At 44.4% G+C, this 17,572-nt stretch carries 12 protein-coding genes and 1 tRNA gene; all 13 read right to left on the bottom strand.

Annotated elements, in window-relative coordinates; all coding sequences use genetic code 11:
• Nucleotides 1-546 precede the first annotated feature (546 nt).
• The 13 genes from NC796_RS25235 to NC796_RS25175 all read right to left on the bottom strand — a co-directional run bounded on the left by NC796_RS25235 (nucleotide 547) and on the right by NC796_RS25175 (nucleotide 17,195).
• Nucleotides 547-1,833, bottom strand: coding sequence for a mandelate racemase/muconate lactonizing enzyme family protein (locus NC796_RS25235; RefSeq protein ID WP_310688598.1), 1,287 nt, complete (start codon nucleotides 1,831-1,833; stop codon nucleotides 547-549).
• A gap of 186 nt (nucleotides 1,834-2,019) precedes the next feature.
• Entirely contained in the window at nucleotides 2,020-2,277 is a 258-nt protein-coding gene (locus tag NC796_RS25230) for a hypothetical protein (protein WP_310688597.1), read from the bottom strand.
• A 233-nt stretch (nucleotides 2,278-2,510) separates the two neighbouring features.
• Nucleotides 2,511-2,837, bottom strand: a complete 327-nt coding sequence (locus NC796_RS26930) for a tyrosine-type recombinase/integrase (RefSeq protein ID WP_409070421.1) — start codon at nucleotides 2,835-2,837, stop codon at nucleotides 2,511-2,513.
• A gap of 984 nt (nucleotides 2,838-3,821) precedes the next feature.
• Entirely contained in the window at nucleotides 3,822-4,052 is a 231-nt protein-coding gene (locus NC796_RS25220) for a hypothetical protein (RefSeq protein ID WP_310688595.1), read from the bottom strand.
• A 191-nt stretch (nucleotides 4,053-4,243) separates the two neighbouring features.
• A tRNA-Leu gene (locus tag NC796_RS25215) sits at nucleotides 4,244-4,326 on the bottom strand.
• 453 nt (nucleotides 4,327-4,779) lie between these two features.
• Nucleotides 4,780-6,576, bottom strand: a complete 1,797-nt coding sequence (locus NC796_RS25210; protein WP_310688594.1) for an ABC transporter ATP-binding protein — start codon at nucleotides 6,574-6,576, stop codon at nucleotides 4,780-4,782.
• 16 nt (nucleotides 6,577-6,592) lie between these two features.
• A complete protein-coding gene (gene rnz, locus NC796_RS25205) occupies nucleotides 6,593-7,852 on the bottom strand; it encodes a ribonuclease Z (RefSeq protein ID WP_310688593.1) in 1,260 nt (419 codons plus the stop codon).
• A gap of 74 nt (nucleotides 7,853-7,926) precedes the next feature.
• Nucleotides 7,927-9,726 carry an ABC transporter ATP-binding protein gene (locus NC796_RS25200; RefSeq protein WP_310688592.1) on the bottom strand — a complete coding sequence of 600 codons (1,800 nt, stop codon included), beginning with the start codon at nucleotides 9,724-9,726 and terminating at the stop codon, nucleotides 7,927-7,929.
• 179 nt (nucleotides 9,727-9,905) lie between these two features.
• Nucleotides 9,906-10,946, bottom strand: a complete 1,041-nt coding sequence (locus NC796_RS25195; RefSeq protein ID WP_310688591.1) for an FAD-dependent oxidoreductase — start codon at nucleotides 10,944-10,946, stop codon at nucleotides 9,906-9,908.
• A 131-nt stretch (nucleotides 10,947-11,077) separates the two neighbouring features.
• The gene (locus NC796_RS25190) at nucleotides 11,078-12,445 is read right to left on the bottom strand and encodes an acyclic terpene utilization AtuA family protein (RefSeq protein ID WP_310688590.1); all 1,368 of its coding nucleotides are present in this window, start codon (nucleotides 12,443-12,445) and stop codon (nucleotides 11,078-11,080) included.
• Between the two features lie 545 nt (nucleotides 12,446-12,990).
• Nucleotides 12,991-13,650, bottom strand: coding sequence for a response regulator transcription factor (locus NC796_RS25185; protein ID WP_310688589.1), 660 nt, complete (start codon nucleotides 13,648-13,650; stop codon nucleotides 12,991-12,993).
• Nucleotides 13,651-13,821: 171 nt separating this feature from the next.
• Nucleotides 13,822-16,779 carry an ATP-binding protein gene (locus NC796_RS25180; RefSeq protein WP_310688588.1) on the bottom strand — a complete coding sequence of 986 codons (2,958 nt, stop codon included), beginning with the start codon at nucleotides 16,777-16,779 and terminating at the stop codon, nucleotides 13,822-13,824.
• A gap of 71 nt (nucleotides 16,780-16,850) precedes the next feature.
• Nucleotides 16,851-17,195 (bottom strand): hypothetical protein, encoded by a 345-nt coding sequence (locus NC796_RS25175; RefSeq protein ID WP_310688587.1) that lies wholly within the window; start codon nucleotides 17,193-17,195, stop codon nucleotides 16,851-16,853.
• Nucleotides 17,196-17,572 lie beyond the last annotated feature (377 nt).

Here is a 17,572-nt window from a genome sequence, read left to right as displayed (position 1 = left end):
GAGCGCATCAACACTGTCGAAGAGTACCTGAACTTTCGACCGGTTCGAAAATTTGATTACCTTAATCCCATCCAACAAACCCTAAAACACCGCTGTGTTGCATTAGTCACTTGAACACGGCAAAAGTTTGATCATTAAGGCTAAACAGTTAAGTGCCTAATAATTATTATTTTAGGGCTTGCTCCAACGGTTACATACCAATGTCTTAAGGTTAAATCTATAACTCAAATTCAATGTTTTCTCGAATCGGTACCAAAACCCTGCAAGGTAGAAGTTGCATCTTAAGCCAACTATCATACTGTATCTAATCACAGAGTGTTTATTTTTTCAATGAAGAAACTCCGCCGGGGGCGGACTGAAGAACTTCCACCCAAAAAACCACCGCTGGGTAAACTTAACCGGAAGGACTCTGCATTCCGCAAAAAAAAATCACAGATTTTTTCTTCACGCTACACTCCGCTCCCTTCCGGGCGGTCAACTTTACCAAGGCCGGAATCCCGATATACCTAAAAAAGTAACATTAGGTCATACAACGGGACTACTAATTTACCAATTATGAATAGCTCCATCCGGACTTTGAAGATAGGGATGGGGATATTCTGTTCGTTCGGCGATCTCAGTCACAAACGTTGCATGTTCAGCATCAAACTCTACGCCCAATCCGGGGCTGGAATTCAACCACAATTTACCATCTTTAAAGCGTATCATATCGTCATTAAAATAATCAGGATTCTCGGCTACGCCACCAGCCAGTTCCACCATGCAACGCGCCGGACTGCTGGAACCCAGTACATGGACCAACGCCGCCGTAGACAATGGGCCAGTAAAGTGAGGGATCATTCCCACGTAATGAGTCTCACAAATAGCCGCGATCTTTTTCAATTCCGAGATACCCCCTGTATTTGGCAATGTCACACGACTATAATCAAGCAGGTGATCTTCAATCAGCTCATTGATATCCCACCTGTCTCCAAATTGTTCACCCACAGCTACGGGCACTGTTGTCATCTGCCGTACCTGTTGATAGACCTCCGTATTTTCCGACCGGACGATATCCTCAACAAAATAGGGCTCCAGATCTTCGATGGCTTCGCATATGTGGATGGCCTCGGTGAGATCAAACCGGGTATGCAGGTCGATCGCCCAGTTGCCCTCGCCACCCATAGCCTCCGCAATACGCCGGCAGTGCTCTATTGTCTTATTGGCATTTTCATAAAAGTCGAACCCATTTCCACTGCCGCCTGTCGGCCCTGTCCGGCTGCCCCCGGCCGGGCCAATGCGGTAAGCACGAAAGCCAGCATCTATGCAATCACGGGCACGCTGTTCTTCCGTTTCGGCATCCGATGGGCTGAACCCGGTTGCGTAACACTCTACGTACTCACGGGTAGCACCTCCCAACAGATCATAAACTGGAACGTCCAACACCTTGCCTTTGATATCCCAAAGCGCCATCTCAATAGCACCCAATGCGTGTAGCTTTTCCCTGCCAGGCGGATAAAACATCCCCCTGTACAAGTATTGCCACAGATGTTCAATACGAAAAGGGTCTTCGCCAATCAGCATGCCTGCGCACTGCTCAATCGTGTCTCTGGCTCCACCTTCCCCGATGCCAATAATGCCTCTGTCAGTATAGACCTCCACGATTCCCCGGGCCTGGTTAAACAGTGGTTTGTGATAGTCGGGCGCGTCGTAGTACCTGATTTTGGTGATTTTAAAATCGGAGGTATTGTGTTTTCCCGAATTATCCCTTGAAAAACCGGGCAGGGAAAGGTTGCCGGTAGCTGCTGCCGACAGGCCTAATCCTATGTATTTGATGGCGTTTCTTCGATCCATAATCAATTATTTAATAAATGAATAATTATGAGGTGAAAGAGTATTCAAAATCTTCGAATTCTAATCCTCCTGACAGTTCAAAAATGATTCGATTCCATCAGGATTTACTATTGGAATTGTTCTAACATACTCATTTCTAAGAATATTGGATAAGTTGCTTTCATTTTCTTCCGGTGAATATGAGTGTTAAATACCAGGTGATGTATTGTATTGATGTTTCTTTGATTTAATCCATCCTTTAGCACTAATATCACTTGGAAGGACTACACCCATTTCATTTCGTAGTGTCTCCTCTATTTCTCCTTCTGGAATGTCCTTGATATGATTTAACACGAGGTTGATGCGTCTATTATGAGGTAATAAGGCCGCGATGGTGGCTAAGTAGCCAATAAGCGCTAATGGGCTTCCAGCTACTGATGGTAAGGGGTTTATTAGAAATTCCATAGCTCCCTCGTTGTTTGTGGTCTAACATAAAGGATTGTATCTGGAGTACTGGCAATATAGTTAGGTGGTTTGTTGGGTGCAAAGGACCTGGTATTCCGGATACAATCCTTTATGTTTTCCAGCAAGATTTGGGTGATATTATCTGGAATTATCAGCATGAATAATTCCAGATAATGTTTCCAATCCCGTAAATACCCTATACCCCAGAGCAGCCCGATTCTTAGTCATCTGAATCACTCTCTTCTCTCAATTTCTCGTTGTTTTTCCAATAAGTTTTTACCCACTAAATGTGTATACCCTTCGGTTACACTAGCGGAAGAATGGCCCGCCATTAATTGTCCCTCTTTCAACAAAAATCCATCTTCCAGCCATGTAGTAATACGACGATGTCTCATGCCGTGTATCGTCCGTTCCTTGGGTAAACCTGCTTTCTCCAGATAATCTTTGAATACTCTGTATACCTGTCGACTGGTGACGGGCCAACCCTTTTTTGATTTACGATTATATACAAAAACATAATTATCCTGCCCGATTGGACCGCGTTGTTCAAGATAAGGCATGAGGTAGCTTTTCCATTTTTGGGAAATGGGTACCATACGTTCAGTGCGTCCCTTACGGGGGGGGGGAGATAAATCATTTCGAGTTTCCCATCGATGTATTCTAAATTTTCTCCCTTCAACCCACTGTACGGGAGATCTTCATCGTAGGCAACCTCTGCACGTCGGAATCCACCATAAAAGTATGTAGCTAGCATTGGTTTGAACCAATGCTGGACAAAACCTTTGTGATACCCAGGTAACTCCATCTTTCGTTCTACATCTTTGTCAAAAGCTTCAAACACTTTAAAAAGCTCTTCCTCAGAAATCATTTTTGACCGGGTATTCTCCTTGGGTTTAGGCAAATCTTTCCTGAGCTGTTTGAAGTAGTCCTTTTCAACAATCCCCCTATCTCGCAAATAATTCCAGAATACTCGAAGCTGCCGGTAGTAAAAGCGGCGGGTCGAGGCTTTTATACCAGGTCTGTATAGAAAATCTTCAAAATGATATAAACCGACCGATCTAGGAGGCAAGTCATGAATTTCACTATGCTGCATCACTAGTGTCCGGGTAAAGAAAAAATAATTCTGCATAACTCATTGTGTAACAATGAGTTATAGATTTTTTATTTTTTATCGATTTGAAATCAAAACCATTTATTGAAATTTGTAACCTGCACTGAGGTTGCGTATTCAATGAAAATGTTTTTATGGGACTACTATTTTACTCACAGCTATAAATATTTTAGGATGACAAAATGTAGGTATATGACGTTTAAACACAACTTTTTGAGAAATTTCTCACAAATTTTACGCTTCGTTCTATAACTCATTGAGCCCCAATGAGTTTAAACCGGACACTAGTGATGCTGCATGAATAATTCTACGGCCCTTTGAAAAGTACCCATATCAGCCAGCGATTTAGCATCAATTTTTACCGTTCGTTTAGAAAGGTGTTGTTTGCGTTTGTAAAAGAAATCAGCCGCTTCACGAAGGGTTGTCAGACTATTTAACATCTCATGCTGATATTGGGCTCGCTCCAGATTTTTTGTGGATCAAATTGATCAGAATAGGGGTCGATCTCACCACGTTCCTCCATCTCTTCAAGTTTCTCTAAAGCTTCCAGGGCTTTTTCTTTATAACGGATCCCCAAACTCTTGGTAACACGATGTCTTTCCCCGTTTATATTCTTTGAAAATCGTATGTAATAGTACCTTCCTCTTTCCTTAAGTGATGCCATAATTTTGGGTGTTTTTTTATTGCACCCCATTGTACCCCAAATTGCACCCCATTTCAGGGAAAGATGGTACAATCCGTTCCCTCCTGTTCCTTTGATGTGCGAGAAAAGGAAACAAAAAAAGCTGTCATATCCGCTTTTAAAGCGATCTAACAGCCGTTTAACACTCTTAGAAAGGCCTACTTATGGTGGAGTACCGGTGGAGAGACTCGAACTCTCACTCCCAGAGGGAACGCGATTTTGAGTCGCGCGCGTCTACCAATTCCGCCACACCGGCAAGAACTGCAAATATAAGGAATCGATACTCTGAAATAAAAGGAGATTTCTTATTTTTTCTAGACTATTTAAATGAATATAAACTATTCCGGTGAACCTGATTTATATCAAAAATTATAAGCACTCTGAGTTTGACTCCACTCTCTCAAAAAAACCATTATAAATCATAAGTTAGATTAGGCCTTTCTAACTAGGAAATAATACCAGGCTTTCGAAAATTCCTATAGGTAATTACAACAAGAGGAAAATTAACTATTCGGTTACCAACTTATAACATTCACTGAGAGAATAAGGCTATCAACAGAGAGTGGTGATTAGAGAGAGTTATTATTTAGGTTTAGGCTTTTAGAGAGTTATTTCTGATTCCGTATGACGGTATATTATCAGAACACAAAGTTAAAACGCCGATGTGAAAATCGGCGTTTTATTTTTATTCATCAAAAAAATAGGACCGTTATTTAGCAGTTTGAGGCTCCGTTTCAGGCAACAGCTGATCCTTATATTGAAGCTCATACAACTTCCGGTAAATACCATCGCTTTTCTCCAGGAGCTCCGAATGTGACCCCGTTTCCCTGATCTCCCCCTTGTGCATAACCAAAATCTTATGAGCACCCTGTATTGTGGAAAGACGGTGGGCAATAACGATCGAGGTACGCCCCTTCATCATACGGTCACAGGCTTCGTTGACAAGAGCTTCGGTTTCTGAGTCCACACTGGAGGTAGCTTCATCCAAAATCAAAATGCGGGGATCGTAGACCATGGCCCGAACAAAACAGATCAGCTGGCGCTGCCCCATAGACAGCGAAGTGCCACGTTCGTTTAACTCATATTCGTATTGACTAGGTAGCTTTTTAATAAAATGGTGTGCCTGCACCTCCCGGGAAGCCTTTAACACCTTATCTTCATCAATATTCGGATTCCCGAGCGTAATATTTTCCATAATACTACCCGAAAACAGCGCGTTGTCCTGGAGTACCATCCCAAAATGCGAACGAAGATCCTTTAATTTCAGATCCCGGATGTCAACCCCATCCAACGTGATTGCGCCCTCGTTTATATCATAGTAGCGCATCAGCAGGTTGATAATCGTCGTTTTACCAGCGCCGGTTGCCCCAACGATTGCCACGGTCTCCCCAGGATTGGCCTCAAAAGAGACATCCTTGAGCACCTGTTCATCCTTGTTATAACTGAACCAGACATTCTTGAACTGGATGTGGCCCCTGGAATCTTCAATTTGCTTAGGCCGTTCAGGATCAGCAATTGCATTCTTCGTATCCAAAACATTGAAAATACGTTCAGAAGAAGCTAACGCCGATTGCAGGGTATTGAACTTTTCCGAAATCCCCTGTATTGGGCGGAAAAACTGGCGTACGTATTGAACAAAAGCCAGCAGTATACCAAAAGTCACCTCACCAAGGAGCGCGCGGCCTCCACCATACCAGATCACCAATGCCAGGGCAAGACTGGAAATCACCTCGATAGCAGGCCAAAAAATCGCGTAATAAAAAATAGTGTCAATGTGAGCCTCCCGATGATCTTCGTTAATCGCCCGGTAGCGCTTGCGTTCTCGCTCCTCCTTGTTGAAAAGCTGAACAATATCCATGCCGTTGATATGTTCCTGCACAAACGAGTTGAGACGGGCTACCTGGTCGCGCACATTCAAAAAAGCAACCCGAACTTTGGCTTTAAACCAGAAGGTCACATAAAACAGGATAGGCAGTACCGATATCGACACCAGGGTGAGTTCCCAGCTCATACTAAACATAAAGTAGAGAATGAAGAAAATCCGGAACAGATCTCCTATCATATTCACTACCCCATCGCTGAGCAGCTCACTCAGGGCTTCAATATCACTGGTGGTTCGAGTGATAAGTCTGCCGATGGGATTTTTATCAAAGAACTGGACGTGGAGCGACTGTATCTTCTCAAATACCGCATTCCGAAGGCTGAACAGGGTGCCCTGCCCAAACCAGCGAGTAAGATAGGTATTGGCCACCAGGATGATAAATTCGCCAATCAGTGCAAGCCCCAGCAGAAAAATAATCCAAAGCAGACCTTCAAGATCATTGGTCCGGATGTATTCGTCCACTGCTATCTGGGTCAACTTGGGACGTACCGTCCCCAAGAAAGACGCTACCAGCGTCAATACGATGCCCAGCAAGACATACCATCTGTAAGGCTCTATAAAAGAATAAAGCCGCCGAAGCAGATCCCTGTCGACGGCCTTATCACTACGATTCGAAGTGCTCACTTACTATGTTTGCGTTTTAGAAACGATCGAAATCATCAAAAGGAGTACGAGGCGTAATATGCTTTGGTTTACGCTGATCATCGTTTCCGCCGTTATTTTGGTTATTATTGTTATAACTGCGGGAACTGCTTTTACTACTCCTGCTTTTCCGACTGCTTTTCTTAGAGTTACTGCTAGATTTTGACCGGGAACGGCTGCTGCTCTTAGAACTCTTTCGTTTTCTAAAACGTTTCTTTTTCTTCCGCTTTCCACTACTTCGGCTTTTGCCTTTCGAGCGGTTCTTATTGTTATTTTTATTACCTCCGCCGTTGTTGATCTCCTTCAGGTACACTTTCGGCTGGATGATTCCTTTCTCATGGGCGGGATCGGTAAATATCGGTCGAAGCTCAGTGGCCACCCAGGTCGGGAAGAAGTCATCACGTGCTTCTCTCAGCAATACATACTGGTTGGTGTAGCGTGCGGAGAAGTGCGTCAGAACCAACAGCTTTGTCTTCGCCTCATTAGCTACACGGGCCGCATCTTTCGCAGTTGAGTGCCCGGTTTCTTCCGCTTTGTCAGAGAGGCTGTCACTAAATGTAGCTTCGTGCATAAGCACATTGGTATTCATCCCAAGCTTTACAGAGTTTGGATGATACTTGGTATCCGTGATATAGGCAAAGCTGTCGCCCGGTCGCGGATGTCCTACAATATCATGTGACTTGACGATGGTCCCGTCATCGAGCTCCACATCATTGCCTGCTTTCAACTCTTTGTATTGCCAGTCTTCGGAAATGCCCTGTTCCTTAGCTTTCTCGGCATCCACTTTGCCAGGCTTGTCTTTTTCCTGGAACCGATAGCCTACACAAAATTTAGAGTGGTTCAGTGGACGAGCTTCTATATAATATTCGTCCTCATCCAACACGCGTTCATGTTCAAATCCTTCCTCAATCTCAACATACTCAACAGGATAGTTCAGATCGATTCCAGCAAACTCGATGTTGAATTCCACATATTCCTTGATGCCTTTAGGAGCGGCAATAGTTAGTTTTTGATCTCTTCGCTGTAACTGCAGTGTGGAAAGCAGCCCGATAAGACCCGAATAGTGGTCTGTGTCGAAGTGAGATATGCATATACATTCGATTTTGGAGCGTTTCATCCCCCCCTGCAACATGCGCATTTGGGTATTTTCTCCGCAATCGAACAAGAAAATGCTTCCCTCTCTCCAAACTGCTACTGATGCTAAATGTCTAGTTGCCGTGGGTGTTGCTGATGCAACGCCAAGTGGTACGATAATCATTATTGTTACTCCCGTATTTTACGTTGGGGGAATTGCGTTCAAGCAATAGGACCCCGATTTGTTTCTGGTTTATATTAAATTTCAGCCAATTCTTTTTCTAGTAGTTGTTTTTTATACATGGCTGAGTATCTACCTTCTTTTTGTAGAAGTTCATCATGTGTACCGAATTCCTTAATAGTTCCTTCTTCCATGTAATAAATGATGTCAGCGTCTTTAATGGTAGAAATACGATGACTAATCATTATAGTTGTGCGTCCTTCCAATTCATTTCGCAGATGTTGAAGAATTGCCTCTTCAGTCTTGGTATCAACTGCACTCAACGAATCATCCAAGACAATAATTTTAGGATCTCGGATTAAAGCCCTTGCGATGGCTGTTCGTTGTTTTTGTCCCCCGGAAAGCGTTATACCCCGCTCACCGAGCATAGTCTCAAATTGTTTGTCAAAGTCCATAATGTTTTCACGGACTTGTGCCTTTTCAGCGGCATTATGTATCTGCTCTTCAGACGCTTCCTCCGTGCCAAAAGCAATATTTTCGCCAATCGAGTCGGAAAATAAGAAAGTATCTTGGGGCACGAAACCTATTTCTGCTCTTAATTTTTTAACCGGCACCTTGTTAATATCACTTCCATCGATCAAAATTGTTCCATCCGTAGGATCAAAAAGTCGTGGAATCAGCTGGACCAACGTGGATTTTCCACTACCCGTTCGCCCCACAATGGCCACATTCTGGCCAGCTTTTACTTTAAGATTCACATCTTTGATGGCATAAGCCTCAGCCCCGGGATATTTGAAAGAAACATTTATAAACTCAATATCGCCCTTTAACTCCTCGATTGAGGCATCTGTGACGTGATCATCACTGATCTCCACCTTTTCTGTGAGTACCTGGTCAACTCTATTCCATGAAGCCATAGAGCGCTGAAACCGGTTTACGGTATACCCGAGCGAAGCAACCGGCCATGTCAGGTATCCTACATAAACTACATATTCAACGATGTTACCCACCGTTAACGTACCTTCAATAACATATTGTCCCGCTTTCCAGATAACAAGGATGATGGAAATACCAATCAAGAAATTCAGTGCGGGATGAAACATCGACTCCACCATGTCGAGCCTCAGCTTTTTCTGGCGGTAGGATTCACTTTCATCCTCAAAACGCTGCTGCTCATATACCTCACGATTGTAGGCCTTAATCAGACGTATACTTGAAAACGCCTCTTGCGCCCGGCCGGCCACATTGGAGTACTGTTCCTGGATAATGCGTGAATGATCGTTGATGTAACCGCTGATCCAATAGGCAAAACCAGAAAGCAGCGGAAGTGGCAACAACGCCCAGAAGGTTAATTCCGGGCTCACAATGATCATCATTGTAATAACAAATCCCGCCCGAGAAATCGTATTGATCGTATACATGAAGGCGGGGCCAAAATACTCACGTACTTTCGAAATATCCTCGGTGGCACGAACGTAGATTTCACCCTGTTTATATTCACTGAAAAATCGTTGCGGCAGTTCCAGCAACTTATCGAAGATGTCATTGCGGAGATCAAATTCTATTTTCCTGGATGTAACGATCAGGGTCTGCCTGGTGGCAAACAGTAATAGACCCGATGCCACCACAGCCCCAACCAGTAACAGGGCGTTTTCAGCAAGTATAGCCCCTGCCTGGTTGCTGAAGAGCACATCAACGAGCCCCTGATAGTCACCGGTTTTATTCTCCAGGGCAGCCACTTCATCGATGGTACGCCGAATAAATATGGGTATCCACACCAAAAAGAAGTTGGACGCCACAAGAAACAAGGATCCCAAAATGATGGTCCCCAGGTACTTCTTAAAATATTTATTGAGCTTTTTGAGTGAGCCAGTCAAGGGAAGTAGGGATTTAGAGATCAAAAAATGTTTAAAGAGAGGTCTTTATAGGGCAGCCAATATTATTTTATGACAGCTGATTTCAACTCCCTCCGATAATTGTTATTAACTGCAATATACCATGATTATATTTAATATAAACAATTATTTAGCATTACAGTAAATATTGAAAGGGAAGTCTAAACCTCGGCCAACTCATATTTTTCATTCCAGTATTCTGCCAGACGCAACCCAGACAGATATGAGCTTTCAACGGAGTTTCCGCCAAGATAGTCACCAATAATAGCTAACGGGGCTTCGTCCATTTCAAGTTCCATAAAGTCTTCATCTATAGGGTTTTTACAACTCGCATACTTCCAGTGGTGGAAATGCTTTGCTTTTGGCTGGCTAATCCAGCTTTCACCGGTGACATCTGCTGCATGCTGCAATAATTGATTAGCAATCTGTTCAGGATCTTGCTCTTTGTTTTTTCTCGCAAATGAGGCTGCTGAATGAATAACCAATGAAGTATCGGCATTATTCCGCTTGGTAGACTCATTGATAATCCATTTCAGGTTCTCATCCAGGCATTCAACAGCATCCCACTCAGGCACGCCTTGATCTTCATAACTTGCCATAATAGTGAACGAAGGATCGTACTGAAACTCATCGACATGACGAAGTATGCGGCGTGCCGGAGTTTCATCTTGTGCTGTAAGCAATATTCCATATGCCTGAATAGCAGGAGTGGCAATTATTACCGCATCACATTCAAAGACACTGATATCAGTCAGGTTGATCATCCAGGCTCGTTTTTTGGTCCGGTCATCTCCAATATAGGTAAGACCGCCAGCCTGAACAGAAGATTTAATATCGACCCAGCGACTCAATTTGTCTGCAATTTTACTGAATCCGTTGGTAGATGAGTAGTGCAGTTCGGGGGAACGATTGGGATTCAAATCATGGAGCTGTTCTCCGTCGAAATATTCAAATCGTGAAGACCATTCCTGTACAATTTTTTCCTCTTCCAGATAATTCACAAACGTTTTAAAATCTTTTTTACGTGCGTGGAAGTGGGAAACGCCATAATCAAACAGGTTTCCATTGCCATCGTCCAACGTCGCCAGGCGACCTCCAAGGGTCCTGTTTTTTTCTATAATTGTGATGTCATGGCCTGCACGACCCAGCTTTTTACCTGCAACTAATCCTGCCAGGCTTGCTCCAATAATTCCTATCTTCATTCTATGATATTATTTTATAATTAGTTCACACTTATAAATAAAATAGCAAATCGTAGGCTATAAATCTGAAATTGAAACAGATTGACAAAATCTGTGGAATGCTGTAAGACAACGTATTCCAATTTCGAATTTTAAACCTTGAAAATTCTTGTCCGGGGTTGCACTACTTTTTTATCAAGAAGTGCCGGCCAGTACGCTACTACTTCTGTCGCCTTGGGTCGTCCACCGGCATACCCCGTAACGCCACTGGGACCCGTTAGCACCAGCGGGACGATCTCTTTCCCAAACCGGTCAATATCTACTCTATCATCACCTGAAACAGAAACGCGCAGTTCAATTTCATCAAAGTCTTTTGCAAGTGCTTCTTCTGTCACAAGTTCTTCACTGGTCCCATTAAAACCGATAAACTCAACGTTGAATTCCCCGATCTCCAGATTCAGCGCTTTCGCCCTGTCCTGCAAAATATCGCCGGCTTTCCGGGCTTTTCCCAGCGCATTAGGCCATGAATATACCAAAGTTGAGCTTAATTTGTAGCCTCTTTTGTAGCTCGCGGAAACCTTGTAACTATCCGTTGTGGGCTTCCCCATTACACCTGATACCTGCACCCTGTTTTCCCCCTCTTGTTGCAGTTGAACGGAGGTAAAATCCGCTATCCCATCGGGTGTAAGATATGCCGCGGGATCTGCTATTTCATAAATTAATTGCTCTTTGACGGTCATCTCGTTCACCAGTCCTCCGGTGCCATCATGCTTGGTCACTACAAACGTGCCATCCGCCTTAGCCTCAATAATGGGGAAACCGATATTCACAAAATCATCAACCTCTTCCCAGTCCGTAAAATTACCACCCGAAGCCTGTGCCCCACATTCTATGATATGTCCGGCCACAATCCCGGAAGCAACTTTGTCCCAATCATTCCACGCCCATCCGAACTCATACATCATCGGGCCCAGAATTAGACCGGCATCAAACACGCGACCGGTAATAACGATATCGGCGCCCTGCTGAAGGGCTTCCACAATCGGCCTACTCCCGAGATACACATTTGCACTAAGCAGGTCATCTTTAACATCGGTGATCGGAGCCCCAGTATCGATATTGTGCAGGTGATGCCCTGACTCCACCAACTGATCTATGTCGGGCAGAATATCATCTCCATCGACCACGGCTACCGTGATATCGTTAATCTCCTGCTGTCTGACGATATCGAGAATCGCATCTTTACATGCATCTGGATTTACGCCCCCCGCATTGGTTACTACCTTTATTCCACGCTCTGAAATATCGGGAAGGATCTTGCCGACCAGGCTCACGAAATCATGAGCATACCCGCGATCGGGATTTCGCGAGCGCTGTTTCTGCATGATAGACATGGTGACTTCAGCCAGGTAGTCCATTACCAAGTAGTCGATCGGCCCTTTCCTCACTTGATCGATGGGAGCATTGGGAAGATCGCCCCAGAACCCCTGTCCGGATGCAATACGAATTGAAGAACTCACGAATCAGCGTTTGGTTGTAGATTTAGATAAAAGATAAGAGATCGGCCCAGATCTGCAAAAGGATAAAAAAGTCCCGGCAGTGTTCAACCGCCGGGATGAGAAGGTTAGCTCTCAAGATGAACAGCGCTGAAGAATAAGGTCCCTCTATTCGGGGTTCTTATCTTGGGGATAAGAAATTGTTACTCGAGTTCTCTGTCGAACTCCGCCATCAATCTATCATACAGGACTATTCGATGCACTACCTAATCATGTAGTATTTTGGACACTTACGACTATAGAATTGGGATAAAGCAGGAATTAGGAGGAAAACCGTTACAAGTTTGATTGGTAATGGTTATGAGATGTTATCTTTCGGAAGAGATATTTCGACGCATTTCTCGATTAGAATATCAGGCAATAACGGCTAATGTAGATCATGCCTTATCACTTGCGCGGGAATTAATTCCCGCTGTGGATAAACAGAATAACAAACTTGTTTTTGGCTCTGATAAGATAGATGCTAAAGCAATACACGTTAACTCATCAATTCACACAGGTCTATTATCTCACTCCGGGTTTATCAGCCGCTGGGAGATGCCCTTTGAGACCGCCTCGGTCCGGGAATTAACCTCAAGTTTCTTGTAAATATTACGGATGTGATATCGCACGCCGTCGACGGAGAGATAGATGCTTTCACCAATCTTGGCATACGATTTTCCTTTCGCAAGCTCCTCAAGGATTTCCAGCTCTCGTTCACTCAAGTTTGCCTCGTTATCTTCTGCTGACGTATTGTGAAAAGTATTGATCACCTTGCGTGCGATGTTGGGCGTCATTGGCGATCCCCCCTCGTGCGCATCATGAATAGCTTTAATCAAATCTTCGGGCGACACCTTTTTCATCAGGTAGCCCACCGCGCCGGCGCAAAGGGCATCAAAGACATGCTTGTCGTCATCAAAGACCGTGGCCATAATGATGATGAGGTCGGGATGTTGGCGCCGTAATTTCTTTACTCCCTCAATGCCGGACATACCCGGCAGTTCAATGTCCATCAGCGCCAGGTCGCCCTTGGCCAGTGTGTCAGACTCAAACGCCTCTTCGCATGACTCATAGCTGCCTATCACCACGAAATCGTCCTCAAAATCCAGGATCGTCTTCCACCCTTCCCGCATATAGCGGTTGTCCTCAATGATAATGATCTTTATAAGTGATTGATCTTTTCCAGTCATAACTAGCTCCTAATTTGACATAAAAGTATCAAACAGCGGTGCAAACCTCACTACATAAAAAGGCAGTATTAGTGAGTCTTAAGTATTAAGTTTTAAGCGTTAAGTCTGGTGCTTAATTTTGAATCGTGATTAGTACCAATTTTACTCATTACTCAAGACTCATAACTATCATTACAAATCGAGCCGCATCTCCCAGCGTGTGCCCAGCCCGGGTTCGGATGCCAGCATGATGTCGGCACCGATTTTTTCAGCACGTGCCCGGATGTTCTTGACGCCATTTCCCTCTTCCACGCCTTTGGGGTTAAAACCCGCCCCATTATCTTGCACTGCCAACCTCAACATTCGTTTTTGATAGCTGAATTTCACCTCCACCTTGTCGGCGCCTGAGTGGCGGGCGGCGTTGGTGACCATCTCTTTGAAGATGAGCCACAGATGCTGGCGGACCTCCAGTTCCAGTGGACGGTTGATGTCGCGATCGATATCCAGCTCATAATCCATGTTCTTGCTTTCCAGCAGGTCGGAGGCAAAGCGTCGACACTTGGCCAACAGGTTCACCCAGTCGTCATTTTCTGGATCGATCGACCAGATGATGTCGGTTATTTTCTCTTTCGCCTCAGAAGTACTTTCCGCAATAAGGTTGACAAAGCGCTGCTCCCGGGCTTTATCCTTGGTCTGGCGGATCGCCTGCGTAAAATAGCTGATGGAGCTGAGCGTGGCACTGACCTCGTCGTGCAGGTTGCTGGCAATGTTATTGCGGATACGCTGCTCCTTTAAGATCTGGTTGACCCGGAACCGGTGGATCCCATACAGCACGCCCCCGGCCAACAGCAGGTAGCCCAGGTAGGCCCATATTGTGCGATACCACGGAGGCAGCACCGTAAACGAAAACTGGTCGCTGCTACTGACCGTGCCATACACATTTCGTGCCCTCACATGGAATGTGTAATGATCCTCCGGGATGTTGGTATAGTCTTTCTGAACCTCGCTCGTCCAGTCGCTCCACCCATCGTCAAAACCCTCAAGCCACACCTGGTACTGGTTTTGCTCGGGTGCTTCAAAGCTGGTGGCGGCATAGGTGAAGCGCAGTTCGTTATCTTCATAATCCAGTGTGTACTTTTTTTTAGGCGGTCCGCCGTTGATCAGCGAATCTCCATTGGCCAGCACCTCCCGGACCATCGCATCAAAGGAAATATCAGAGGCCGGGAAGGCCAGGTCCTTATGCAGGTCGTACCTGATCAGGCCGTTCTCCGTGGCAAACCACGCCAGCCCCTTGCCATCCACATAAATCTCGTTAAGCTGCTCCGTATCGATCCGTTCTAGTCCGCCCACATGCAACCGGTAGTCATCGTCCTCCTTGATCAACAACTGGTTCTCGCGGTTTGACCGAACCCAGATATTGCCCTCCTGGCCCTCCTCCATGTAGTATACCTGCCGGCCCTTCTCAGCCAGGAAATCGGCGTAGCTGGAATCGCGCACCAGGGAATCTTTCTGCATATCATAAGTGAACAATCCAGAGGAAGTGCCCAAAACCATTTTACCGGAAATATTAAAAGCCCTGAGGCTCTGGTTGCTATTATTATGGGGAACGGGATAATGGAAAACTTCAGCATCATTCAAATTCCCCTGCTGCAGCTCCAGATTCTCAACCTTGAACAGACCATGTGAAATTGTTCCCAACCATAATGCACCCAGGCTATCTTCAACGATTGTATTCGGCTCAAATTCAATGCCCGGAATTCTCCCTAAATCTGTGAGCTGATCGTTTTCAATGCGTACCACTTTGACTCCTTCTCGCATGCCCATGTAATAGATATCCTCATCCAAGTTAGATTGCTCTATAATCATCATAGAACCACCGCCAATCAACTCAATTACCTGATGATTTTTTATGCTAAACAAGTTCCCCTCACAAATAGCCAATACGCTGTCAGCTGCTGAGCTAAAATCAATACAGCGGTCCGGAACGTTTTGGGCGGTACGGAACTTTCTCTGTGTTAGAATTTCTCGTGAGTTATTTTGAAAATCCTGTACTTTCAATCCACTTTTTGTGCCAGCAAATAATTTCCCTTTAGCCCTGTAGGTGGCGAACACTGTTTCTTCTAATCCTGAGTTTTCAGATACCTGGCGCGCGGGGCTCAAATAATCAATTTTACTTAATCCATTGTTAAATGCAGCCCACACATTTTGCTCATCATCGAGATAGAGATTATGCACTTGGTTATTTTGAAGACCATTTTCAGAGGCTAAGATGCTGATAAAATTTCCATTTTTGTCTACACGTACAATCCCGCCGTTCAGCGTACCAAACAAGTAGGTTCCGTCCGGCAGACTCAAACCAGTATATACCTTGTGATCAGATAAATACCTGTTTACCTCACCACCAATCGGTTGTAATTCTGTTCCGTCAAAAACAGTTAACCCTTTTTCACGGAAGGCTATGAGCAGACGATCAGATTTGTATGGCAGTACTGAAAAAATTCTTTCATTGGAATACATTTGTTTATCCAGAATGGTTTTCAGCCGTTGCCCCTGCCACACCTTCAAACCTTCAGTTTCCGTATCAATGTACATTTTGTTGTTAACGCGAAAAGCTGTGTTAAACTCTTTGGCTGGATGGTGCACATGTATCGTGTCATTTTTAAACTGAAACAGGTAGGCTTTCGTCCTAAAAAACACATTCTGACCTGCTGCAATAACATTCCATACTGCCTGAAAATCGCGATATTCCTTCGGAATTTTACTCAACAACGAATGATAAGACCGTGTGATAGTGGAGTCTTCTTCAGATGATGTTAAATACCCCAACTCTCCTATCCCTCCTGTATAGATACGCCCGTCATTAGCTTGCTCAATGGAAAGAGTTCGATGGTTAGTAATAGTTGAACTTCTCCAATTAACACCGTCAAATTCCAATACCGCACCAATATTGGCAACCAATATTTTACCGGTCGAGTCTTGTGTGATATCCCAGTTTTGGATATAACTATCATAATCATCATTAGTAAAATTCTGCACTGGTGGCAGACTATACATCGCTGGGCTTTTGCCTTCCGGTATACGCTGTGCTTCAGCCACAACCGATAGGAATACCATCCCAATAATTAAATAGATAGACCGGATTGTTTTCACTGCCAACATAATTTATTTGATAGAAACGGGCAGTTTTAAATGAAACTGCCCGTCTAAATCAGATGATAAGCCTATTCTTCTGTCCCATCAGGTTGAATAAGAGCAATATCTTCATCGCCTCCTTCTACCGTATCCTCCTGTAGATCGGGTACTATAAGGTGATAAAAATAGAGGTCATTTCCTTCATTCCCGGGCTCAGCAGTTACGCTCTGAACTGTTATAAAATGGTGAAATGAAGTGCTGATTTGGCTCCCCTCTTCCACCTTCAGCTCAAGGTAATAGTGACCCGGCTGGAAGGTTGTGGACTGGTCTCTGCCCAGTGATGAATAGGGCGGCGGATTATCCCGGTCCCTGACGAATCGATATTCAACATCCTCGGGTAGCTCATTAATAATAACTCGTTCTCTTGTAGACATAATAATGGTTGTTTTAGATTAGATATTATTTTGCATCATATTGGAATTATCTCCATCGATGATGCACGTCCCTGCAAGCCAATGCAGTAATTTTGCACATAAATTAGAAGAATGAATGGGAAGTCCAAGAAATGACCCCGAATTTCCCTGAATGATTACAAAATCATTGCACAGTTTGGTAATCTGATTAATCTGAAGCAAGAGTATATATACCCGCATATGGCGGATTACGCAGATTAATAACAATTACAAGGGGCCTTTGCAGAACCCCTTGTTTTGGGGATTTTTCCCAAAACCGATAGGTTTAATCGAACATCGCCAATTTTTAACTCAAATGGAATCTTTTTATGTCGGATAAGCGCCATCAGCTCAGTATT

The sequence above is a fragment of the Aliifodinibius sp. S!AR15-10 genome (assembly GCF_031569985.1).
Lineage (GTDB): Bacteria > Bacteroidota > Rhodothermia > Balneolales > Balneolaceae > JAMQKA01.
Note: the sequence above shows the minus strand (reverse complement) of the source record. Positions and strands in the feature narration are given on the sequence as shown.

Excerpts from the sequence above, each read along its gene's own strand:
- NC796_RS25175 (WP_310688587.1), bottom strand. The coding sequence starts at position 17,195 with ATGTCTACAAGAGAACGAGTTATTATTAATGAGCTACCCGAGGATGTT.
- NC796_RS25195 (WP_310688591.1), bottom strand. The coding sequence starts at position 10,946 with ATGAAGATAGGAATTATTGGAGCAAGCCTGGCAGGATTAGTTGCAGGT.
- NC796_RS25235 (WP_310688598.1), bottom strand. The coding sequence starts at position 1,833 with ATGGATCGAAGAAACGCCATCAAATACATAGGATTAGGCCTGTCGGCA.
- NC796_RS25230 (WP_310688597.1), bottom strand. The coding sequence starts at position 2,277 with ATGGAATTTCTAATAAACCCCTTACCATCAGTAGCTGGAAGCCCATTA.
- NC796_RS25220 (WP_310688595.1), bottom strand. The coding sequence starts at position 4,052 with ATGGCATCACTTAAGGAAAGAGGAAGGTACTATTACATACGATTTTCA.
- NC796_RS26930 (WP_409070421.1), bottom strand. The coding sequence starts at position 2,837 with ATGCCTTATCTTGAACAACGCGGTCCAATCGGGCAGGATAATTATGTT.
- NC796_RS25185 (WP_310688589.1), bottom strand. The coding sequence starts at position 13,650 with ATGACTGGAAAAGATCAATCACTTATAAAGATCATTATCATTGAGGAC.
- rnz (WP_310688593.1), bottom strand. The coding sequence starts at position 7,852 with ATGATTATCGTACCACTTGGCGTTGCATCAGCAACACCCACGGCAACT.